The 21,660-nt window shown below is 71.4% G+C and carries 20 protein-coding genes; 7 read left to right on the plus strand and 13 right to left on the minus strand.

The features are described from left to right. Nucleotides 1–327: 327 nt before the first annotated feature. Nucleotides 328–1,431: a hypothetical protein gene (locus PCA76_RS00775; RefSeq protein WP_272614565.1), complete on the minus strand. Its 1,104-nt coding sequence runs from the start codon at nucleotides 1,429–1,431 to the stop codon at nucleotides 328–330. 124 nt (nucleotides 1,432–1,555) lie between these two features. On the opposite strand from PCA76_RS00775, the gene PCA76_RS00780 reads away from it, so the two are divergent. The 3 genes from PCA76_RS00780 to purD all read left to right on the plus strand — a co-directional run bounded on the left by PCA76_RS00780 (nucleotide 1,556) and on the right by purD (nucleotide 5,306). Next, entirely contained in the window at nucleotides 1,556–2,845 is a 1,290-nt protein-coding gene (locus PCA76_RS00780; RefSeq protein WP_272614567.1) for an adenylosuccinate synthase, read from the plus strand. 180 nt (nucleotides 2,846–3,025) lie between these two features. Further along, on the plus strand, nucleotides 3,026–3,955 hold the full coding sequence (locus PCA76_RS00785; protein ID WP_272614568.1) for a type IV toxin-antitoxin system AbiEi family antitoxin domain-containing protein: 930 nt from the start codon (nucleotides 3,026–3,028) through the stop codon (nucleotides 3,953–3,955). Nucleotides 3,956–4,055: 100 nt separating this feature from the next. Beyond that, on the plus strand, nucleotides 4,056–5,306 hold the full coding sequence (gene purD, locus PCA76_RS00790) for a phosphoribosylamine--glycine ligase (protein ID WP_272614570.1): 1,251 nt from the start codon (nucleotides 4,056–4,058) through the stop codon (nucleotides 5,304–5,306). 92 nt (nucleotides 5,307–5,398) lie between these two features. Here purD and PCA76_RS00795 read toward each other — a convergent pair whose 3' ends face one another. The 3 genes from PCA76_RS00795 to PCA76_RS00805 form a co-directional block, all read right to left on the minus strand. Continuing rightward, entirely contained in the window at nucleotides 5,399–6,961 is a 1,563-nt protein-coding gene (locus PCA76_RS00795; RefSeq protein WP_272614572.1) for an AMP-binding protein, read from the minus strand. A 218-nt stretch (nucleotides 6,962–7,179) separates the two neighbouring features. Beyond that, nucleotides 7,180–8,394 carry an acyl-CoA dehydrogenase family protein gene (locus tag PCA76_RS00800; protein WP_272614573.1) on the minus strand — a complete coding sequence of 405 codons (1,215 nt, stop codon included), beginning with the start codon at nucleotides 8,392–8,394 and terminating at the stop codon, nucleotides 7,180–7,182. Between the two features lies 1 nt (nucleotide 8,395). Then, nucleotides 8,396–8,848 (minus strand): SCP2 sterol-binding domain-containing protein, encoded by a 453-nt coding sequence (locus PCA76_RS00805; protein WP_272614574.1) that lies wholly within the window; start codon nucleotides 8,846–8,848, stop codon nucleotides 8,396–8,398. A 65-nt stretch (nucleotides 8,849–8,913) separates the two neighbouring features. Between PCA76_RS00805 and PCA76_RS00810 the strand changes: the two genes are divergently transcribed. Then, nucleotides 8,914–9,549: a TetR/AcrR family transcriptional regulator gene (locus PCA76_RS00810; RefSeq protein ID WP_272614575.1), complete on the plus strand. Its 636-nt coding sequence runs from the start codon at nucleotides 8,914–8,916 to the stop codon at nucleotides 9,547–9,549. A 10-nt stretch (nucleotides 9,550–9,559) separates the two neighbouring features. Here PCA76_RS00810 and PCA76_RS00815 read toward each other — a convergent pair whose 3' ends face one another. Next, nucleotides 9,560–10,180 carry a DedA family protein gene (locus PCA76_RS00815; RefSeq protein ID WP_272614576.1) on the minus strand — a complete coding sequence of 207 codons (621 nt, stop codon included), beginning with the start codon at nucleotides 10,178–10,180 and terminating at the stop codon, nucleotides 9,560–9,562. A gap of 95 nt (nucleotides 10,181–10,275) precedes the next feature. Next, on the minus strand, nucleotides 10,276–11,205 hold the full coding sequence (locus tag PCA76_RS00820; protein WP_272614577.1) for an SMP-30/gluconolactonase/LRE family protein: 930 nt from the start codon (nucleotides 11,203–11,205) through the stop codon (nucleotides 10,276–10,278). 102 nt (nucleotides 11,206–11,307) lie between these two features. Between PCA76_RS00820 and PCA76_RS00825 the strand changes: the two genes are divergently transcribed. Then, a complete protein-coding gene (locus PCA76_RS00825; RefSeq protein WP_272614578.1) occupies nucleotides 11,308–11,802 on the plus strand; it encodes an Lrp/AsnC family transcriptional regulator in 495 nt (164 codons plus the stop codon). Between the two features lie 12 nt (nucleotides 11,803–11,814). Here PCA76_RS00825 and PCA76_RS00830 read toward each other — a convergent pair whose 3' ends face one another. The 6 genes from PCA76_RS00830 to PCA76_RS00855 form a co-directional block, all read right to left on the minus strand. Further along, entirely contained in the window at nucleotides 11,815–13,077 is a 1,263-nt protein-coding gene (locus tag PCA76_RS00830) for an adenylosuccinate synthetase (RefSeq protein WP_272614579.1), read from the minus strand. After that, nucleotides 13,074–14,033 (minus strand): hypothetical protein, encoded by a 960-nt coding sequence (locus PCA76_RS00835; RefSeq protein WP_272614580.1) that lies wholly within the window; start codon nucleotides 14,031–14,033, stop codon nucleotides 13,074–13,076. The genes PCA76_RS00830 and PCA76_RS00835 overlap by 4 nt, the downstream gene beginning before the upstream one ends. Nucleotides 14,034–14,042: 9 nt before the next feature. Further along, nucleotides 14,043–15,014, minus strand: coding sequence for a serine/threonine protein kinase (locus tag PCA76_RS00840; protein ID WP_272614581.1), 972 nt, complete (start codon nucleotides 15,012–15,014; stop codon nucleotides 14,043–14,045). Further along, a complete protein-coding gene (locus PCA76_RS00845; protein ID WP_272614582.1) occupies nucleotides 15,011–15,766 on the minus strand; it encodes an NUDIX hydrolase in 756 nt (251 codons plus the stop codon). Before PCA76_RS00845 ends, PCA76_RS00840 begins: the two co-directional genes overlap by 4 nt. Before the next feature lie 77 nt (nucleotides 15,767–15,843). Then, nucleotides 15,844–16,683 (minus strand): MaoC family dehydratase, encoded by an 840-nt coding sequence (locus tag PCA76_RS00850; RefSeq protein ID WP_272614583.1) that lies wholly within the window; start codon nucleotides 16,681–16,683, stop codon nucleotides 15,844–15,846. Next, nucleotides 16,683–18,074 carry a 3-oxoacyl-ACP reductase gene (locus PCA76_RS00855; RefSeq protein ID WP_272614584.1) on the minus strand — a complete coding sequence of 464 codons (1,392 nt, stop codon included), beginning with the start codon at nucleotides 18,072–18,074 and terminating at the stop codon, nucleotides 16,683–16,685. The genes PCA76_RS00850 and PCA76_RS00855 overlap by 1 nt, the downstream gene beginning before the upstream one ends. Nucleotides 18,075–18,129: 55 nt before the next feature. Between PCA76_RS00855 and PCA76_RS00860 the strand changes: the two genes are divergently transcribed. Together PCA76_RS00860 and purB are read left to right on the plus strand one after the other, a co-directional pair. Further along, nucleotides 18,130–19,422, plus strand: a complete 1,293-nt coding sequence (locus tag PCA76_RS00860; RefSeq protein WP_272614585.1) for an acetyl-CoA C-acetyltransferase — start codon at nucleotides 18,130–18,132, stop codon at nucleotides 19,420–19,422. 94 nt (nucleotides 19,423–19,516) lie between these two features. Next, nucleotides 19,517–20,941: an adenylosuccinate lyase gene (gene purB / locus PCA76_RS00865; RefSeq protein ID WP_272614587.1), complete on the plus strand. Its 1,425-nt coding sequence runs from the start codon at nucleotides 19,517–19,519 to the stop codon at nucleotides 20,939–20,941. 141 nt (nucleotides 20,942–21,082) lie between these two features. On the opposite strand, the gene PCA76_RS00870 is transcribed toward purB, so the two are convergent. After that, entirely contained in the window at nucleotides 21,083–21,637 is a 555-nt protein-coding gene (locus tag PCA76_RS00870; RefSeq protein WP_272619101.1) for a YbjQ family protein, read from the minus strand. Nucleotides 21,638–21,660 lie beyond the last annotated feature (23 nt).

The raw sequence follows: 21,660 nt of genomic DNA on the forward strand, positions 1-21,660 counted from the left end.
GGCGGTCGGCCGATCGGCGGCGCGGCCACCGGCGGTGTCACCGGCGCCTGGGCGGCCGACGGCGGCGCGCCCCGTTGCTCGGCGACCGCCGCCCAGGGCGGTACCGCTCCACTCGCGCCCCGGTCGGTTGGATCCGGTGGCCAGAGTGGTTCGACGTCCCGCTCCGGCACCGGCTGCTGGCCGGGCACCTGCGCCCGGTCGGCGTTCTCGTCCATTACGGCCCTCCCCAGTCCTCCTGCGAGGATAGGCCCATCCGCCCACGAGGGCCGGTCGGCGCAACTCGGGTCGGTCGGTGGGCGCAGCCGAGGTCGCTGGGCGCAGCTGAGGTCAGATCGACCACACCGCCCATGCGCCCGGCTCGATCCACCAGGACCGCTTCCGCGTCAACTCGCCCTCGACACCATCGTCGAGGTACGGAACCTTCCCCTCCCGGGGCAGCACCGACACCGCCCGCCCGCGGGCCCGCCGAACTTCGAGGCGTACACGCTTGCGACCCAACGCCGAGCGGACGACCACCGGCACGGCCACCGCGACCTCGACCTGGCCGTCGGCCGGGTCCGGCGCGGTCAGCAGTGTCACGTCGTTGAGCGTCGCGTACCCGCCGGCGTTGCCGACCGCGCAGGCCAGCAGCGGTTCGTCACCGTTGCTGAGGATGGTGTCGTCCACCTCCACCCGGGCCCGCCAGTGCAGCGGCCGACCGGCGTCGTCGGCGGCACCGAGTAGCGCGCCGTCCAGGGTCACCGAGCCGCCGTCGTTGCGGAGCAGGTCCAGTCGGCGCGGCGTGCCGTCCAGCACCGCGGCGGCCACCGCCGCCGGGTCACGGGGCAGCCCGAGCTGCGCCGCCAGGTCCCGGTGGGTGCCGGCACGGGCAGGATCGAGCGGGAGTACGGCCACCGGCGGCAGATCGGGAAGCGTCCGGTTACCGGGCAGATCCGCTGGGCGGCGGCTCGGCGGTGGCGCGTACCGCCGGACCAGCCGGCGCAGCACGGCGCGCAACTGCCCGTCGCTGGCCGTGGCGATGACCAGCCGGGTCTTGCCGTCCGGGTCCGGCCAGGGGAGGCCGTCCGGGCGGGCCGGGCCGTCGAGCCGGGCCAAGACCGCGTCGATCTCCGCGTCGGAGCGGGCGGTGACCGTCTCCACCCGGGCGCCCCGGGCGTTCAGCGCATCGGCGCAGGCCAGTACCGGCACCCGCGGCCGCTCGGTTGCGCACCGCTCGGTGTCATCGCTGGCCTGCGCCGCCGAGCCGGTATCGGCCTGGCCGGTATCAGCGTGGCCAGCGTCGGTCCGGCCGGTGTCGGCCTGGCTGGTGTCGGCCTGGCTTGCCGGGCCGGTGTCGGCCTCGGTCGCGCCGCCGCAGCAGGCCCCTCCGCTGCCACAGCCCCCGGCAGCGTCCCGCTCCGAACCGAGGGTGAGCAGCACCACGTCGTACACGGAAGGAGCCTCCTGCCTCTCGACGCGACCCCTGCCGGCCACGCCGTCACTACTTGTTAACCTGACACCCCGGGCTCGCCAAGCGGTCGCCACCTGGCACCCGAGCCTTCTGGAGGCGGAAAAGATGCCAGCGATCGTGCTCATCGGCGCTCAGTGGGGCGACGAGGGCAAGGGCAAGGTTACCGACCTGCTTGGTGAGCGGGTCGACTACGTCGTGCGCTACTCCGGCGGCAACAACGCCGGCCACACGGTGATCACCCCGGATGGCCAGAAGTACGCGCTGCACCTGATGCCGTCCGGTGCGCTCTCGCCCAGTGCGATGATCATAATCGGCAACGGTGTGGTGGTCGATCCGAAGGTGCTGCTCGCCGAGATCGACGGCCTGGCCGAGCGCGGCGTCGACGTGTCCCGGCTGCGGATCTCCGGTGACGCGCACCTGATCATGCCGCACCACCGGGCGCTGGACCGGGTCATCGAGCGGTACCTCGGCTCGTCCCGGATCGGCACCACCGGCCGGGGCATCGGCCCGGCGTACGGCGACAAGGTCGCTCGGATCGGCATCCGCCTCCAGGACCTGCTCGACCCGGGCATCCTGCGCAAGAAGCTGGAACTCGCGCTGCGCGAGAAGAACCAGATCCTGTTCAAGGTCTACAACCGCAAGGCGATCGACCTCGAGGCGACCGTCGAGGAGTACCTGGAATACGCGGAGCGGCTCAAGCCGTACATCGCGGAGACCCGGGCCATGCTCTGGGACGCCCTGGACCGGGGCGAGACGGTGCTGCTGGAGGGTGCCCAGGCCACCATGCTCGACATGGACCACGGCACGTATCCCTTCGTGACGTCGTCCAACCCGACCGCCGGTGGTGCCTGCGTGGGCGCCGGCATCCCGCCCACTTCGATCAAGCAGGTGATCGCGGTGAGCAAGGCGTACACCACCCGGGTCGGCTCCGGGCCGTTCCCGACCGAACTGTTCGACGCCAACGGTGACCACCTGCGCAAGATCGGCGCGGAGTACGGCACCACCACCGGGCGGGAGCGCCGGTGCGGTTGGTTCGACGCGGTCGTCGCCCGGTACGCCTGCCGCCTCAACGGTGTCACCGACCTGGTCATCACCAAGCTGGACGTGCTCACCGGGATGCCCAAGGTGCCGATCTGCGTCGGCTACGAGATCAACGGCGTGCGGGTCGACGACATGCCGATGAGCCAGACGGACTTCCACCACGCCAAGCCCGTCTACGAGGAGCTCGACGGCTGGTGGGAGGACATCACCAAGGCCCGCACCGCCGACGACCTGCCGGAGAACGCCCGCCGCTACATCGCGAGGGTCGAAGAACTCTGCAACACCAGAGTGAGCGTCGTAGGCGTAGGCCCAGGCCGAGACGAAAACGTCCACCTCCACCCCCTCCTCCCCTAACCCCACCCCCAGCCCTGCGGCCCGCACCCCCCGGTGATCAAGAGATTCGCGTCAATTTCGTGCGGATTCCTGACGCAAAGCTCTTGATCACCAGAGGGTGGGCGGACGGGTTATCCACAGGGAGTCCGGGGTTGTCCACAGGGGCTTCGGTCAGGTGGGGCGGGTGGGCAGGGTGTGGGTGTGGGACCACACCAGCTTCTTCGCAACGTCGCGGCCGGGCAGGACGGAATGGTCACCCTGGAGCAGGCCTTGCGCGCCGGCCTGACCAGGGACCAGGTCCGACAGTTGCACCGGTCCGGCAGGTGGCAGCGGCTTCTGCGCGGCTGCTTCGTACCGGACGCGGAGCTGAGTGATTCGACACTGCGGCGGGCGCGGATCCGCGCTGCGGTCGTGAGCCTTGGCCCAGGGGCCTTCGCTGTACTGGACACCGCGCTGGAGTTGCACGGCATCGCGGGTCTTCGCCGGACTTCGCAGGTCCACGTCTCGGTGCCCGTTGATCGACCCCGGCCCCAGCGCGCCCTGGCACCGTGGCTGACCGTGCATCAGGTGACCGTCGGCTCCGGCGACATCGCCGTGGTCGCCGGCGTTTGCGCGACCGCTCCGCTTCGCACCGTTTCGGATGTCGTTCTCCGGGTGGCTCGTTACCCAGCAGTCTCAGTCCTTGACTCGGCGCTGAACCAGGGCCGCATTAATGCGGAGCAATTGGCGGCGATCCCGAGCCTGATTCGGGGGCGGCGGGGCGCGGTCGCGGCACGTGCCTGCCTGGCCGAGGCGGACGGGCGGGCGCAGTCGCCGCTGGAGACGCGTAGCCGATTGCGGTGCGTGGACGGCCGGGTGCCACCGGACACGCTGCAGTTGGAGGTCCGCGACGACGACGGATATCTGCTCGGCATCGGCGACCTGGGCTGGCGAGGCCCGAGGGTGATCGCCGAAGCGGACGGTCGTGACGCACACGGCACGCCGGAGGCCGCGTTCGCTGACCGCCGGCGGCAGAACCGCCTGGTCAACGCCGGCTGGACCATCCTCCGCTTCACCTGGCAGGACACCCTCCACCCCAACTACATCCCGCAAACGGTCCGCCAGGCGATCGCGGCGGCGCAACGAAGGTGATCAAGAGGTTTGCGTCAGAAACAGGCCGATCGCTGACGCAAACCTCTTGATCACCGCCGGTGGACGGGGGCTGGGGTGGGGGACAGTAGGATCTGGGATCGTGCGGGTTCTTTTGGTGGGTGGTGGTGGGCGGGAGCATGCGCTTGCGCTCGGGTTGGCTGGCGATCCGGCTGTTTCGGCGGTGGTTGCGGCGCCTGGTAACCCCGGGATCGCCTCGCTGGCTGAGTTGCGAGCCGTTAACGCTTCCGATCCGGCCGCGGTGGCGGCGTTGGCCGTGGAGACCGCCGCTGACCTGGTGGTGATCGGGCCGGAGGCGCCGCTGGTCGCCGGGGTCGCCGATGCCGTCCGCGCCAAGGGCATCGCCGTGTTCGGTCCCTCGGGTGAGGCCGCTCGGCTGGAGGGTTCCAAGGCGTTCGCCAAGGACGTGATGACCGCCGCCGGCGTGCCGACCGCCCGGGCGTACGTCTGCACGGACGACGAGAGCACCGCTCGGGCGTTGGACGAGTTCGGCGCGCCGTACGTGGTGAAGGACGACGGGCTCGCCGCCGGCAAGGGTGTGGTGGTGACCGACGACCGGTCCGCCGCGTTGGCGCACGCCCGAGAGTGCGGCCGGGTCGTGGTCGAGGAGTTCCTCGACGGCCCGGAGGTCAGCCTCTTCGTGGTCACCGATGGGGAGGCGGCGCTGCCGCTGCTGCCCGCACAGGACTTCAAGCGGCTCGGCGACGGCGACACCGGGCCGAACACCGGCGGCATGGGAGCGTACGCACCGCTGCCCTGGGCTCCGTCCGGTCTGGTCGACGAGGTCATGCGCGACGTCGTGCACCCCACGTTGGCTGAGATGCGCCGCCGGGGTGTTCCGTTCGCTGGCCTGCTCTACGTCGGGCTTGCGATCACCGCCGACGGCCCTCGGGTCATCGAGTTCAACGCGCGCTTCGGTGACCCGGAGACCCAGGTGGTGCTCGCGTTGCTGGAGACCCCGCTGGGTGGGCTGCTGCACGCGTCGGCCACCGGCACACTGGCCGAGCATCCACCGCTGCGCTGGCGGGACGGCAGCGCCGTCACCGTGGTGCTCGCCTCCCCGGGTTACCCGGCGGCGCCGCACACCGGCGACGTCATCACCGGCGCGGACCGGCCCGGCATCATCCACGCGGGCACCGCCCGCCGGGCCAGCGACGGCGCGTTGCTCTCCGCCGGCGGCCGGGTTCTCTGCGGTACGGCCACCGGCCCCGACCTGACCGCCGCGCGGCACGCCGCGTATGCGCTGGTGGACGGGGTGGAGTTGGCGGGCTCGCAGCACCGCACCGACATCGCCTCCGCCGCGATCGAGGACCGGATCACCATTCCCAGCTGAACCGGGCAACCGGGCACCCGCCTCGCCGCCGTTTGATCGGTCAGACGAGGAGGCCGGGTGCCGGGCCTGACACTGTGTCCCTGAGCGGTCGGTCAGCCGTAGTAGCGGCGCAGTTCCCGGGTCAGCACCTTGCCGGTGGCGTTGCGGGGCAGGTATTTCACGAAGATCACGTCCCGGGGGACGGAGAATCGGGCCAGGTAGTGCCGGACGTACTCGCGTACCGCCTCGGGGTCGAGCGTCTCGCCCGGGTGCAGGGCGAGGAACGCGGACAGGCGCTGGCCGTACTCGGCGTCGGGCACGCCGATCACGGCCGCCTCGCGGACCTGGGGCAGTTGGGCGACGAGATCCTCCACCTCGGACGGGAAGACGTTCTCGCCACCGGAGACGATCATGTCGTCGGCTCGGCCGTCGACGAAGAGCAGCCCGTCGGTGTTGAGTCGGCCGAGGTCGCCGGTGTCGAGGAGGCCGTCGTGAATTTCCCGGCTGGCACCGGAGGTGTATCCCTCGAAGAGCATCTCGTTGCCGACGAAGATCCGCCCGACCCGTCCGTTGGGCACAGGTTGGCCGTCGTCGTCGAGGATTTCCAACCGGGTGCCGTGCGGCGGTCGGCCCGCGGTGGTCGGTGCCTGCCGCAGGTCCGCCGGCGCGGCGATGGACGCCCAGGAGACCTCGGTTGAGCCGTACAGGTTGTAGATCACGTCGCCGTAGACGTCCATGAACGCGGAGGCGAGCCCGCCGGGCAGGGCGGAACCGCTGACCGCGACGACCTTGAGCGGGGGGCGCGGGTCCGGCGGGGGCGCCTCCATCAGCCGCTGCAGCATCACCGGTACGGCGAAGAGGGCATTGCATCGGTGCTCGACGAGGGCGGCGAGAGTGGCGGCCGGGTCGAAGCGGCGCTGCAGCACGATGGTGGCCCGCAGCGCGAAGCAGACCTGGAGGGCGGCGAACCCCCAGGTGTGGAAGATCGGTGCCGCGATCATCACCCGGTCCCGGGTGTGCAGCGGGATGCGGTCGATGATGGACACCAGCGGGCCGAAGCCGTTCGGCGTGGGTCGACGGGCGCCCTTCGGCGCACCGGTGGTGCCTGAGGTGAGCACGATGATTCGACCGTCGCGCTCCGGCGGGCGCAGGTCACCCGGCAGTGCCCCGGCCACCAGCTCTTCGCGGGCGCGTTCGTCGAGGCGGGGCAGCTCGGCGGGGAGGCCGAGGACCCGGTCGGCGAACTCGTCGTCGTGCACCAGTAGCCGCAGTCGCTGCTCGTCGGCGACGGTGCCCAGCTGGGCCGCGGAGAGCCCGGTGTTGACCAGCACCGCGTCGACGCCGAGCAGGGTGGCCGCGACGATCGTCTCGATCAGCCCGTGGTGGTTGCGGCAGAGCACGCCGATCCGGTCGCCGGCCTGCACGCCGAGCCCTGCCCGCATTGATCGGGCCATCCGTTCGGCCCGGTCGAGCAGGTCGTGGTAGGTCAGCTCGACGCCATCCTCGTCGATGATCGCCGGCCGGCCGGGGTCCCGGGCGGCTGCCTGGCGTAGTTCGCCGGCCAGGCTCCACCCCCACGTACGCAACGCGTTGAGCTGCGAGGCGATCCGGAGCGGGTTGCCGGGGGTGAGCAGCCCTCGACGGGTCAGCGTGGCAATGATGAACGGCAGGTCCATGCCGCAGACCTCCTAGGGATGGTGCGCGGACGGGCAACCGGGATGCCGTCCATCAGGGCGTCTTTCCTTGATCATGCACTGGGGGCGGCTGGAGGCCCAGTTGGCGTCGGCGCGGGGTGACGAAGACGGCACGGATCGTGGATTCCGGAGCGGCGCGGTAGGAGGGTGCCGCCGGCCCGTCGGCCCGACCCCGGTCGCGGCGGGGTCGGGCCGAAGAGTCAGCGGATCTGCATCCCGGAGATGGCGCGAGAGATGACCAGGCGCTGGATCTCGGAGGTGCCTTCGAAGATGGTGTAGATCTTGGCGTCCCGGTACCAGCGTTCGACCGGATGGTCGCGCAGGAACCCGGCTCCGCCGAGCAACTGCACCGCCTTCTCGGTGACCGACACGGCCACCTCGCCGGCCTTGAGCTTGGACATCGACCCCTCGCCCGCGGTGAACGGGCGATTGTTGCGGCCCATCCAGGAGGCACGCCAGACCAGCAGCCGCGCCGCGTCGATCTCCATCCGCATGTCGGCCAGCGCGAACGCGACCGCCTGGTTCTCGATGATCGGCCGCCCGAACTGGACCCGGTCCTTCGCGTAGTCCAGGGCGTACTCGTAGGCGGCCCGAGCCACGCCGAGTGCCTGCGCACCGACCGTGGGTCGGGACAGCTCGAAGGTGCGCATCGCGGCCTGCCCGGTAACCCGCTGACCGGAGCGTGCCCGGTCGAGGCGTTGCAGCAGGGCGTCCCGCCCGCCGAGCAGGCAGCGGCCGGGCACGCGTACCCCGTCGAGGAAGACGTCGGCGGTGTGTGACGCGCGGAGGCCGAGTTTGCGCAGCTTGCGGGTGGCGGCTAGGCCGGGGGTGCCCGGCGGTACGACGAACGCCGCCTGGCCCCGGGAGCCGAGCGTGGGCTCGACTGAGGCGGTGACCACGTGCACTCCGGCGATTCCGCCGTTGGTGGCGTACGCCTTCTGCCCGGTGAGCACCCACTCGTCGGTGGCCTCGTCGTAGACGGCGCGGGTGCGCATGGCGCCGACGTCCGAGCCGGCTTCCGGCTCGCTGGTGCAGAACGCGGCGACGGCTGGCGAGTCGACGTCGCCGAAGCATTGCGGCACCCACTCGACCAGTTGGTCCGGGGTGCCGGCGCCGTAGATGGCGGCGACGGCGAGGGAGGTGCCGAAGATGCTCAGCCCGATGCCGGAGTCACCCCAGAAGAGTTCCTCGCTGGCGATTGGCAGGGAGAGCCCGGTCGGGTCGGCCCAGCAGGTGGCGAGGAACTCGAAGCCGTAGAGGCCGACCTTGGCGGCTTCCTGGATCACCGGCCACGGGGTGTCCTCGCGCTCGTCCCACTCGGCGGCGGCCGGGCGCACGACCTCGGCGGCGAAGCCGTGCACCCAGTCGCGTAGATCCCGCTGTTCCTCGTTCAGGTCGAGCGAGAACTCAGCCATGTCAGGCCTTGGGGATGTCGAACAGGTTGGCGATGTTGGCGGCGAGGCCGAGGTCGCCCTTCGCCTTCAGCTTGCCGGTCATGAACATCATCACCGGGTTGGCGCCACCGGAGACGATCTTCAGGAACTCGACCGGGCCCATGGTCAGGCTCAGCTTCGGGTCGTGCTGCGGGGTCTCGTTCACGTCACACTTGCCGTCGGCGATGACCACCTCGTAGGTGTCGTTGCCGCCGTCGGGGCGACCGGTGATGACCCAGTGGATGACCGCGTTGGTGGCGCCGGCCCGGTCCGCGCGGAACAGCGACGGCATCCGACCGAACACCTCGCCCAGGACCTTGGCGCGCAGGTCACCGGACATCACCTGAGCGATCTTGTCGTCCGGGGTGGACTTGACCAGCTGGGCGAACTCCTTGGGGCCGACGTTGGCGAAGGTGGCCGGGTCGAAGTCAGTCATCAGGTGCCTTCCGAAAGATTGGCTACTCGTGCGTAACCTTACGCACGAGTAGGTATGCTCGCAAGGTGTCCACCGGCCCCGCCTTCAAGCGCCTGCCACGCGCCGTCCGTGAGCAGCAGATGCTCGACGCGGCCGTCAAGGTCTTCTCCCGGCGCGGCTTCCACGCCGCCAGCATGGACGAGATAGCCGAGGACGCCGGCATCTCCAAGCCCATGGTGTACGCGTACCTCGGCAGCAAAGAGGAACTCTTCGTCGCCTGCCTGCACCGGGAGGGCACCCGGATGATGGAGGCCATCGCCGGTGCCGCGGCCCCCGACCTGCCGGCCGACGAGCGGCTGTGGCGAGGGCTGAGGGCGTTCTTCGGATTCGTGGGCGCCTACCGTGACGGCTGGGCGGTGCTCTACCGGCAGGCCCGGGGCGAGCAGCCGTTCGCCGGTGAGTTGGCCACCATGCGGGCCCGGCTGGTCGAGGTGGTCGCCGGGATGCTCGACCACGCGCTGCGCGCCGAGGGCCGCGAGATCGCCGCCATCGACCTGGACGTCGTCGCGTACGCCCTGGTCGGCGCGAGCGAGTCACTGGCCGACTGGCTCGCGGACCACCCGGAGGCCGACCCGGAGAAGACCGCCACCCGGATGATGAACGTGGCCTGGCTCGGTGCCGGCCAACTCCTGCAAGGCGTCACCTGGCGCCCACAGCAGTAAGGGCCGTCGGTCAGTGGCGGGAGGCGGCGCGGCGGTGCGCACGGCGGCGCAGCCAGCGGATCCCCTCCAGGCCGAACGTGACGATCACCGAGAGCCCCACGCCGACCAGCACGCCGCGTACCGGGTCGCGTTCGAAGGCCAACCCGCCGAAGTAGCCGAGCAGCCCGCAGTACAGCGCCCAGGTGATCGTCGCGATGCTGTCGTACAGCAGGAAGGCTCGGCGGGGATAGCCCACCGCGCCCATGGTGAGGGTGACGGCGGTCCGGCCTCCCGGCACGTACCGGGAGGTGGTCAGGATCATTCCGCCGCGCCGGTCCACCGCGCGGCGGGCCCACTCGGAGCTGGCCCGTCGCCGGCTGCCGTCGGGCAGCCGGGCCAGCCGGTGCGCGCCGCCGCCTCGACCGATGGCGTAGGAGATGTGGTCGCCGACCAGCGCGCCGATGGCGGCGCTGACGATCACCAGGGTCAGGCTGGGGTGACCGCCGCTGGCGGACAGCACCCCGGCGGTGATCACGGCTGCCTCGCCCGGCACCGCAGGGAAGAACGCGTCGACCGCGGTGAGCCCGAAGATCACCAGGTACACCCACGGCGACGTGACCGTCCCACGGAGGAGGTCGAGCAGGGCGTCCATGCCCCCATGCTCGGCGGCTCGACGACGGTCGGTGGCGCTTCGCCGACATTGCGCCGACTGGTCAGCCACGCGCCGCCTCAGCTCCCTCCGTCACCTCATCGCTTCTCGCCGGTAGCCTCGGGATAGTGGGCGCCGTTGAAGGTGACTCGCAGCGCGTACACCGAGGTACCGGCGGTGATGAACAGGTGGTTGCGTTTCGGGCCACCGAACGTGAGGTTGGCTACCGGTTCGGGCAGCAGCAGCTTGCCGATGAGGGTGCCGTCCGGGTCGAAGCAGTGCACACCGTCCCAGGCCGCGGCCCACACGCGCCCGACGTCGTCGAGACGGATGCCGTCGAAGCGGCCGAAGTCACACTCAGCGAAGATCTTCCCGTGGTCGAGGGTGCCGTCGGCCATGACGTCGAAGACGCGGATGTGGCTGGGGTCCTGCCGAGTGTCCACGATGTAGAGCTGCTGCTCGTCGGCGGAGAACGCCAGGCCGTTGGGGCGGCGGAAGTCGGTCGCCACGATGCGCATCTCGCCCGTGGCGGGGTCCAGGCGGAACACGTAACAGGCGCCGCCGAACTCGCTGTCGCCCTTGTTGCCCTCGTAGTCACCCTGGATGCCGTAAGTCGGGTCGGTGAACCAGATCGTCCCATCGGCGCGGACGGCTACGTCGTTGGGACTGTTGAGCCGTTTGCCGTCGAATCGGTCGGCGAGCACGGTGATCGTGCCGTCGTGCTCGGTACGGGTGACCCGCCGGTTGCCCTGCTCGCACGTGACAAGCCGGCCTTGGCGGTCCACCGTGTTGCCATTGGCGTAGCCCGAGCCATGACGGTAGGCGCCGACGGCGCCGGTGGTCTCGTCCCAGCGCAGCAGCCGGTCGTTGGGGATGTCGCTCCACACCAGGTAGCGGCCAGCCGGGAAATACGCCGGCCCTTCGGTCTTACGTGCGCCGGTGTGCAGCCGTTCGACTACGAAGTCGCCGTCGCAGTCGCGGAACCGCTCGTCCAGCAGGTGGAACTCGGCGGGAACAGTGTGGGCCATCCGTGCCTCCCGGTTTCGGATCGTCGTTCGCCAGAAGCATATGTAGGCCGAACCTGATATGGTCAACACGTTAATGGCTAAATCATGTTCGAGGATGCGCGAGTGGTAGACGACATCGACCGGGCGCTGTTGGCACACCTGCAGCACGACGCCACCCAGTCCTACGCGACGTTGGGCAAGGCGGTGGGCCTGTCCGCCGGCTCGGCCCATGACCGGGTGCGCAAGCTGCGCGAACGCGGCGTGATCCGCCGGACCACCGTCGACGTCGATCCGGCGGCCGTGGACCGCGGCGTCTCGGCCTTCGTGATGGTCAACGCCAACTCGTGGATGGGGGACGCCCCTACCCGTGACGGGCTTGCGGCCATACCCGAGATCCAGGAAGCGCACATCATCGCTGGCGCGGCATCACTGTTGGTGAAGATCCGTACCGCGACCACCGAAGACCTGCAAGCGGCGCTGCGCCGCATCTTCGGCATCGACGGGGTGACCGGCACCCAGGCCATCGTCGTGCTGGAGACGTTCTTCGAACGTCCGGTGAGTGTGCTCGACCAGCGAAGCGAACCGCACCAGGCGGATGTCGACGCGCCACCACCGTAGGACCCGCAGGGGTCAGGCCGAGCGGACCAGGGCCGGTGGGGCGAGCAGCGGACCGTGCGGGATCTTGTCGTCGGCGGTGGGGCCGTGCGAGGTCAGTACCACCGGTGTGCCCAGCTCCGCGCGTACCGCCTCGGCCCAGTCCGCCGGCGGTTCGTCGTACACCGGGCGGGAACGCAGCAGGCGGGCGGTGATCGCGGCCTGCCGGTCCAGGTCACCGGGCGGCCCCGGGGTGAGCCTGTCGGTGGTGTCGTAGCGGCGGCAGATCCGCAGGTCGGGGCCGGCCAGGTCGAGGTGGGTCAGGGCCAGGCCGTCGACGCCGCCGGCTGCGGCGAGGGCGTACCGGTGGGCGACCGCATCGAAGTGGCCGAACCGGAACCGGCCCTGCCACGGGTTCGTGGCGTTGTGGCGGTCGGTGAACGGCAGGCTGGGGTCCTCGGTCACCAACGGACCGTGCCCGTGCCGGGTGGTGACCACGCGGAGCACCCCGATCCGGGTCACGTCGCCGGGCCGGCCCGCCTCGGCGAGCAGGCTGTCGACGTTGGCGAACGTGGTGGTGCTCCAGGTGGTGTACGGGTGGAAGCCGTGCCACTCGTCGAGCAGCACCCCCTGCGCGCCCTCGAAGACGCAGGTCCCGGTGCGCAGCGCCCCGGCGAGCCAACTGCCGTCGACGATGGCGACCCGGTCGGCGAACCCGGTGAACGCGGGCAGGCAGTCCTCGACAGGTGGCGCTTCCAGCGGGCCCAGCTCGGCGGTCAGCCGGTCCCGCACTGTGGTCAGCCTGCGGCGCAGCAGTGCTGGGTGGTGGCAGTCGGCGACTCGCGGTGCGTCGCCGGGGTGGGCGAGGCCGTACTGGACGGTCTCGCCCACCCCCAGCCCGCAGGAGCCGTGCCGGTCGGCTCCCCGGGCGATCTCGCGGGCCCGGTTGGCGGCCCGGTGGTACGGGGTGGCGAGCAGTGCGTCCCCGTCGACGGTCAGCCGGTCGAGCGCGTCGGGCACCCCGACCGTGGCGAGGTGGTCGGCCTCGGCGGCCAGCGCCAGCGGGTCCACCACCATGTGCTGGGACAGGTGCGTACGCACCCCGGGATGGAACGTGCCGGCGCCGAACTGTGCGAACGTGTGGTGCCGCCCATCGCGCAGCACGACGTTGTGCGCCGCCTGCGCGCCCCCGTTGAAGCGGACCACCGTGTGCACGGGTCGGGTGGCGCAGAGCCAGTCCACCACTGTGCCCTTGCCCGCGTCGCCGTAGCCGAGGTCGACCACCGCCACGTGCCTCACAGCCGGGTCACCCCACCAGCGGTGTCGCGGAAGGCCGGCAGCGTCGACACCTCGGCCCGCCGTCCTCGGCCGAGGCGGGCCAGGGCCTTCGACACGGTGCCGGTGGCGCCGGAGCCGGCGCGGTCCAGGTCGCGCAGGCCCTCGTCCAGGTCGATGGCCTGCTCACCGAGACCGATGGTGAGCGCGATGGTCTCGCAGACCGCGTCGAGGTCGTCGAGCACGACGGCGTTCTGCCCGAGCAGGTCCCGCCAGAAGTCGAGCACCGTGGCGTTGCCGGCGTAATGGCTGCCGGCGGGGAGCAGGTAGTAGGTGTCCCAGCGGCGGGTCACCTCGTCGACGACCTGCCGCAGCGGCAGGTCCTCGGAGAGGTCGTCCCCGATCAGGCCGGCCACCTCCCGGGCCTTCACCTGCGGGTACGCCAGTTCGTCGCCGATGATGAACAGGTAGCCGCGCCGGCCGCGCTTATCCCAGCTGTCGGTGACGGTGTGCCGGGCCATGAAGTACATGGCCAGCTCGTACGACTCGGTCATCTGCCCGCCGCCACCGCCCTCCAGCACGATCCGGCCGAGGTCGTCGTCCATCCGGTTGTCCGACTCGAACTGGCCGACCTGCAACGGCACCCGGTCGCAGGTGGCGTCACCGATCGCGCCGAACATGATCTGGGGGTCGCTGGCGTAGCCCTGCCGTTGCAGCAGCCCGAGCAGCTGCGGCAGCTTGCTCTGCAGGACGCGCGGCACCTTGCCCATCGAGCCGGTCACGTCGAACAGCACCGCGACTGGCGTCGAGCGCGGGTGCTCGTCGGAGTCGCGGCACTCGCGTGTCGCGTCCCGGGGGTCGAGCGCGGGGTGCACGGTGCGCGCTCCACTGTCGCTGTAGGAGAACGCGCTGCGGCCGGTGGAGCGCCGGTAGCGGTCGGCGGCGTCGTACACGTCGGTGGACCAGATTCCACTGCCCATGACAGCTCCTTAGGGGGTGAGGGTGAAGGGGCGGAAGGTGCGTGGTCCGTAGAGCCGGTCCAGCACCTGGTCGAGTTCGCGGAGCAGGCGCCAGGCGTCGTCGGGCCGCTTGTCGAGGAATCGCTGCCGGCAGCCCTGGGCGAAGGTGAGCAGCTCGCGCGGCGCGTGGCGGTTCATCAGGGAGGTCATGCAGCGGCTGGCCATCGCGATGTCGGTGCCCGGGCCGCAGGGCTGCTTCTTGAGGACCTCGGGCGGATACCAGTCCTCCTGGCCGGGCACCAGCGCCGGGATCGTGCTCCCGGTGGCCGCGGAGAAGCACCAGTCGGCCAGCACCACGCCGTGGGCGTCCGGCTCGATCAGCACGTGTCGCGGCAGGACCGCGCCGTGCACCACGCCGGCCCGGTGGGCCAGGCCGAGCACCACCAGCAGTCGCCGCCACATCCAGGCCACGTCCCGGGCGTCCAGCCCGTCGGGGTACGCGCGCCGCACCTCGTCGAGGTCGTGCAGGCCGGGCGCGGTGGCGAGCACGTTGATCTGCCGTTCGGCGCCGGTCGCGGCCTCGCGGTGCCGGAAGTCGTCGACCAGCCGGGGCACGTACGGCAGGTAGCGCGGGTCGCCGCGCTCGACGATGGTGCGCAGGGCGTGCGCCTCGCGGGCCATCAGGTCGTTGTCGGTGGGCCGTCGGGGGAGCTTGAGCAGCCGATCGGCGCCGACGTCGTAGAGGTCGGCCAGGTCGCCCGAGTGGGCCGGCACGCCGAGGCGGTAGTCGCCGAGGACGGTGACCTGCCGGGCCTTCCACCGGGTGGTGACGTGGATGAACGCCTCGGTGGCCTCGGCGCGTACCGCCGGGTCCGCCGGCAGGCGGTCGGGGTGCAGGGCCGCGACCAGCTCGCGGTAGCGCCGGGCTGGCTGGTCCGTGCCGAACAGCTCGGCGTCGGTGTGGGCCGCCGTGACCAGGCCGACGGCCTCCGCGGTCCTCATCGCACCGTCTCCTCGCGGGCGGGACGCAGCAGCGCCGGGTGCAGCAGTCGTGCGTCGCCGGCCCGGTAGAGCCGCGCGCGGGGACCGCCCCGGGCGCCGCCGCGCTCGGTGCTGGCACCCGTGCTCTCCACGAAGCCCGGCACGGAGAGCACCTTGCGGTGGAAGTTGCCGGCGTGCAGCGGGTGACCCCAGACCGTCTCGTAGACGGCGCGCAGCTCGCTGATCGTGAACTCGGCGGCGAGGAAGCGCGTGGCGAGCGGGGTGTATTCCAACTTGGACCGGGCCCGCTCCAACGCGTCGTCGATGATCCGGCCGTGGTCGAAGGCGAGCTGACGGCTGGTCAGCGCGGTCACCGGCAGCCAGATCGCCTCGTCGGCGTCGCTGCCGGCGGCCGGGTCCGGCAGGTCGGGGGCGAACGCGAGGTGGGCGATCGAGACGACGCGCATTCGCGGGTCGCGGTCGGGAGCGCCATAGCTGCCCAACTGCTCCAGGTGTACGCGGCGCAGCCCTTCGCCGCCGAGCCCGGTCTCCTCGGCCAGCTCGCGTCGGGCGCCGGCGGTCAGGTCCTCGTCCGGGTGGACGAAGCCGCCGGGCAGTGCCCAGTGCCCCTCGAAGGGTGCCTGGCCGCGCCGGATCAGCAGCAGGTGCAGTGCGTCGTCGCGGATGGTCAGCGCCACCACGTCGACGGTCACGGCGACCGACGGGTAGGCCCGGGGGTCGTACGCGGCCAGGAACTCCTGCTCGTCAACCATGTCTCTCTCAATCTGAGAACATCTCGCTGTGAGAACAACTTAGCGCATGGGAGCGCCCCTGCCAAGGGCGACTCGACTCAGCGCACGAGACCAGTGAGGTGCGGCCGACCGCGCGAGTCGTGCAGGGCGAACCCGCCGTCCGGCAGGAGGGCGAAGCTCACCGTGCTCGGCAGCGGTACGGGCAGCTTGAAGGCGACCTCGACGGTGTAGGCGTCCGGCAACCGGCTCTCCAACGCGGCCAGGCAGCGGGCCTTGCTCCACATGCCGTGCGCGATCGGCCGGCGGAACCCGAACAGCCGCGCCCCGAGCAGGGAGGTGTGGATCGGGTTGTGGTCCCCGGAGACCCGCGCGTACTGCGTGCCGACGCGGGGTTCCACCCGCCACCTGGCAGTGGCGGCCGGTGCCTCGGGGCGTTCGCTCCGGTCGCTCCGCCCACCACCCTCGGGCTTGCGCTCCCGTCCGAGGTACGTCGAGACGCCGCGCCAGACCTCCTCCCCGTCGACCGAGCCGACCAGCACCACGTCCACCTGCCGCCCCCGGTCGTGCGGGCGCAGGTTCTCCGCGTACGTCCTGAAGTCGAGGGTCTCGTCGGCGGTGATCGGTCGGCGCACGGTGATCTGGTTGCCGACGTGCACCACGCCGGTCAGCGGGATGGGAAACTCCGGCGCGGTCATCAGTCGCAGGGCCAGCGGGAAGCCCATGACGTGCGGAAACGTCGGGGGTAGCCGGTCAGTGAGCCGGAACCCGCAGACCCGGTCGTAGTCGGCCAGATGTGCCCGGTCGACGGTCACCCCGCCCACGGCCAGCTCGGCCGCCGGCGGGCCGGCCCCGCGCCGCCGGCTGCCGAGGCCCGGCAGTGCACCGAGCAACGCCCGCCGATAGAGCGCCCCGGCCGTCGGTTGCCGTTGCGCGCCCATCACGCGCCCAGCAGGCTCTGGCCGCAGACCCGGATCACGTTTCCGCTGACCGCGCCGCTGGCCGGCCAGGCCAACCAGCCGATCGTCTCGGCCACGTCCACCGGCAATCCGCCCTGGGCCAGGCTGTTCATCCGTCGACCCGCCTCGCGGACCACCAGCGGAATGCGCGCGGTCAGACGGGTTTCGATGAAGCCGGGGGCCACCGCGTTGACGCTGATCCCTCGCTCCCGCAGGGCCGGGGCGAGTGAGTCGACCAGCCCGATCACGCCGGCCTTGCTGGTGGCGTAGTTGGTCTGCCCCCGGTTGCCGGCGATTCCGGCGATCGAGGAGACCGACACGATCCGCCCGCCGGTCGGGATCAGCTCCCGCTCCAGCAGCACGTCGTTGATCCGCTCCTGGCTGGAGAGGTTGACGTCGATCACCTGGTCCCACCGGTCGGCGTCCATCCGGCCGAGCGTCTTGTCCCGGGTGATGCCGGCGTTGTGCACGACCACGTCCACCCGGCCGTGCCGGCTGGCCAGGTGATCGGCGAGCCGGGTTGGCGCGTCCGGCGCGGTCAGGTCGAGCTGGACGGCGGTGCCGCCGATGTCGTTCGCCACCGCGGCGAGCGCGTCTCCGGCGGCCGGGATGTCCAGTGCCACCACCCGTGCGCCGTCGCGGGCGAGCACCCGGGCCAGCGCCGCACCGATACCCCGGGCTGCGCCGGTGACCAGCACCACCTGCCCGTCCAGGGGGCGATCCCAGTCGGCCGGGGCGCTCGCCTCGCCGGCGCCGACCCGGATGACCTGCCCCGAGACGTACGCGGACCGGCCGGAGAGAAGGAATCGGAGGGTCGATTCGAGGCTTGTGAGGGTGCCGGCCGAGTGGTCCGCGCCGTCTGCTTCGGCGCTGCCGGCACGGGTCACGTAGACGAGCTGGGCGGTGGTGCCCCGGCCGAACTCCTTGCCGATGCTGCGGACCAGCCCTTCCAGGGCCCGCTGGGCGGTCGCCTCGCGGGGCGTCGCGCACTCCGACGGTGGGGTGCCGAGCACGATCACCCGGCCGCTGGGCAACACGGACCGCGCCTGCGGATGGAAGAAGTCGTAGAGCTGGCGCAGGTCGGTCGAGTCGGTGATCCCGGTGGCGTCGAAGAGCAGTGCGCCGTACCGCTGCGGACTGTCAGCGGCGGTGTCGGCGGCCGGGTCGGCCAGCTCGACCCCGGCGGCGGTCAGGATCTTGGCGATCGGCTCTGCGAGCCGGCCGCCGGTGGCCGCGCCGAGCAGGGCGGGCCCGGTCAACAGGGGGTCGCCGGGGTGGTGCCGGCGCAGTCGGGGCGGGTCGGGCAGCCCGAGGCGCTTGACCAGCGCGCGGCCGGCGGCCGATTGGACGAAGCTCGCGTACCTGTCGGTCATGGGCGTAGCCTACTGGCGAGTAGGGTTCGAGCAACACATGTCGAGGAGGCGGATCGTGCAGAGCATTCGGCGGGTCGCGGTCATCGGGGGCAACCGCATCCCCTTCGCCCGTTCCAACTCCCGCTACGCGGACGCCTCCAACGCGGACCTGCTCGGCGCCGCGCTCGACGGTCTGATCGCCCGATACGGGCTGGCCGGACAGCGGGTCGGCGAGGTGGTGACCGGCGCGGTGCTCAAGCACTCCCGCGACTTCAACCTCACCCGCGAGGTGGTCCTCGGCTCCCGGCTCGACCCGCACACCCCGGCGTACGACATCCAGCAGGCCTGCGGCACCGGCCTGGAGGCGGCGATCCTGGTCGCCAACAAGATCGCCCTCGGTCAACTCGACGTGGGCATCGCCGGTGGTGTCGACACCACCTCCGACGCGCCGCTCGCGGTCAACGAGGAGATGCGGCGCACGCTGCTCAAGCTCAACTCGGCCCGCACGCTGGGCGAACGGCTCAAGGTCGCGGCGAAGCTGCGCCCGCTCCAGCCGTTCAAGCCGGAGATCCCCCGCAACGCCGAGCCGCGTACCGGCCTGTCCATGGGTGACCACGCCGCCCGCACCGCCCAGCACTGGCAGATCGACCGGCGATCCCAGGACGAGCTGGCGCTGCGCTCGCACCAGCGGCTCGCCGCCGCGTACGACCGGGGCTTCTTCGACGACCTGATGACGCCGTACCTGGGGCTGACCCGCGACCAGAATCTGCGCCCGGACAGCAGCCTGGAGAAGCTCGGCTCGCTCAGGCCGGTCTTCGGCACCCGCGGCTCGGACGCCGAGCACGCCACCATGACCGCGGGTAACTCGTCGCCGCTCACCGACGGCGCGTCGACGGTGCTGCTGGCCAGCGAGGAGTGGGCGAACGCGCACAACCTGCCCGTGCTCGCCTGGTTCAGCTGGTCGGAGACGGCGGCGGTGGACTTCGTGCACGGCGACGAGGGGCTGTTGATGGCTCCCGCGTACGCGGTGCCCCGGATGCTGGCCCGGGCCGGGCTGACCCTGCAGGATTTCGACTACTACGAGATCCATGAGGCGTTCGCGTCGCAGGTGCTGGCCACCCTCGCCGCCTGGGAATCGCCGGAGTTCTGCAAGGACCGACTCGGCCTGGACGCGCCGCTGGGCGCCATCGACCGGGACCGGCTCAACGTGAACGGCTCCTCGCTGGCTGCCGGGCACCCGTTCGCCGCCACCGGCGGGCGGATCGTGGCGACCCTGGCCAAGCTGCTGGCCGAGCGCGGTGGCGGGCGCGGGCTGATCTCGATCTGCGCCGCCGGGGGTCAGGGTGTGACCGCCATCCTGGAGCGCTGACCGCGCCACCGTCTACGAGCTCAGCCGCCCCTGACGGCCTCGGCGACCTGGCCCGGTCCAGGTGTTGGCCAGCGTGTGCGGGACAATGAGGTACGTGACGACGATCCCCAACGTGCTGGCCAACCGGTACGCCTCGCCCGAACTGGTCGCCCTCTGGTCTCCGGAGGAGAAGGTCCGAATGGAGCGGCGGCTCTGGCTCGCCGTGCTCCGTGCTCAGCGTGACCTGGGCGTGTCGGTGCCGGACGGTGTGGTCGAGGCGTACGAGCGGGTGCTCGACCAGGTCGACCTAGCCTCGATCGCGGAGCGGGAGCGGGTCACCCGGCATGACGTGAAGGCCCGGATCGAGGAGTTCAGCGCGCTCGCCGGGCACGAGCACGTGCACAAGGGGATGACCTCGCGGGACCTCACCGAGAACGTCGAGCAGCTCCAGGTGCGCGCCTCGCTGGAGCTGATCCGGGACCGGGTGGTGGCCACCCTCGCCCGGTTGGCCTGGCTGGCCCACGAGCACTCCGAGCTGGTCATGACCGGCCGGTCGCACAACGTGGCGGCGCAGGCCACCACGCTGGGCAAGCGCTTCGCGTCGGCGGCGGAGGAGCTGCTGATCGCGTACGAGCGGCTGGAGGAGTTGATCGCCCGCTACCCGTTGCGGGGGATCAAGGGGCCGGTCGGGACGGCCGCCGACCAACTGGACCTCTTCGACGGCGACGCCGACAAGGTCGCCGAGTTGGAGCGGCGGGTCGCCGAGCACCTGGGCTTCTCCCGTGTGCTGGACAGCGTCGGGCAGGTCTATCCGCGCTCGTTGGACTTCGACGTGCTGGCCGCGCTGGCGCAGACCGCCGCCGCGCCGTCGTCGCTGGCCACCACGATCCGGCTGATGGTCGGCCAGGAGTTGGCCACTGAGGGCTTCAAGCCTGGTCAGGTCGGCTCCAGCGCGATGCCGCACAAGATGAACACCCGTTCGTCGGAGCGGGTGAACGGCTTCGCGGTGATCATCCGGGGTTACCTGTCGATGGTCGGCGAGCTGGCCGGTGACCAGTGGAACGAGGGAGACGTGTCCTGCTCGGTGGTCCGTCGGGTGGCGCTGCCGGACGCGTTCTTCGCCGCCGACGGGCTGTTCCAGACGTTCCTCACCGTGCTCGACGAGTTCGGCGCGTACCCGGCGGTGATCAACCGGGAGCTGGAGCGGTTCCTGCCGTTCCTGGCGACCACGAAGATCCTGGTGGCGGCGGTCCGGCGTGGCGTCGGCCGGGAGGTCGCACACGAGGTGATCAAGGAGCACGCGGTCGCGGTGGCCCTCGCGATGCGCGAGAAGGGCTCGTCGGAGAACGACCTGTTCGACCGGTTGGCAGCGGACGGCCGACTCGGCCTGTCCCGCGCCGACATCGACACTCTGGTCGCCGACCGCGGCGCCTTCGTCGGCGCCGCCCAGGCCCAGGTGGCAGCGGTGACCCGTCGCATCACCGCCGTGGTGACGGCCCACCCAGAAGCCGCCACCTACAGCCCGCCCCCCATCCTCTAACCCCACCCACCCGGCCCCGGCCCACCCGGCCCGGCCCCCGCCTCGTCGGTTGATCATGAAGTTATTGCCATCCACTGCGGTGTGTCGTGGCAATAACTTCATGATCAACAGCGGGGTCGGGCGGGGGCGGGGGTAGGGGTGTTAGGGGGTTTCGGCGGCGGTGCCCAGGTTGGGGGCGCTGGCCGGTTCGGCGATGCCACCGGGTGCCTCCGCGAAGCCCGCGTCGTGCGCCGTCTCCGCGGCGACCGCCGGCTGGTCGGCCGGCATGACCTCGGGCATCGTTGGTACGGCGACAACCGCCGTTCCGTACGCGCAGATCTCCATCCACATCTCGCCGCAGTCCCGGCTGTCGAAGCGCATGCCGATCACCGCGTTCGCGCCGAGCCGCAGGGCCTCTTCGCCGAGTCGGGTCACCGAGTCGGTGCGCCACCGGGTCAGGTTGTCCGGGGCCATCGGGTCGTACGCGCCACCACGCAGGTTCTTGACACCCTCGCGGTACGGGTTGCGCGTCCGTGCCATCGATGACACCACCTCACCGAGAATCTGGCGGATCTCGTAGCCGGGCAGTTGCTCTGTCGTCACGACCAGCACGGTTCCGATGCTGTCAGGAGTGGCGCGACCCGATCGGGTGCATTGTTCACCTGATCGGATGCTGCAAAACGACGCGGCGCGGACGGCCGGCGCGGGGCCGACCATCCGCACCGCGCGGGGCGCTAACC

Origin of the sequence: Micromonospora sp. LH3U1, from assembly GCF_028475105.1 — a bacterium.
GTDB lineage: Bacteria > Actinomycetota > Actinomycetes > Mycobacteriales > Micromonosporaceae > Micromonospora.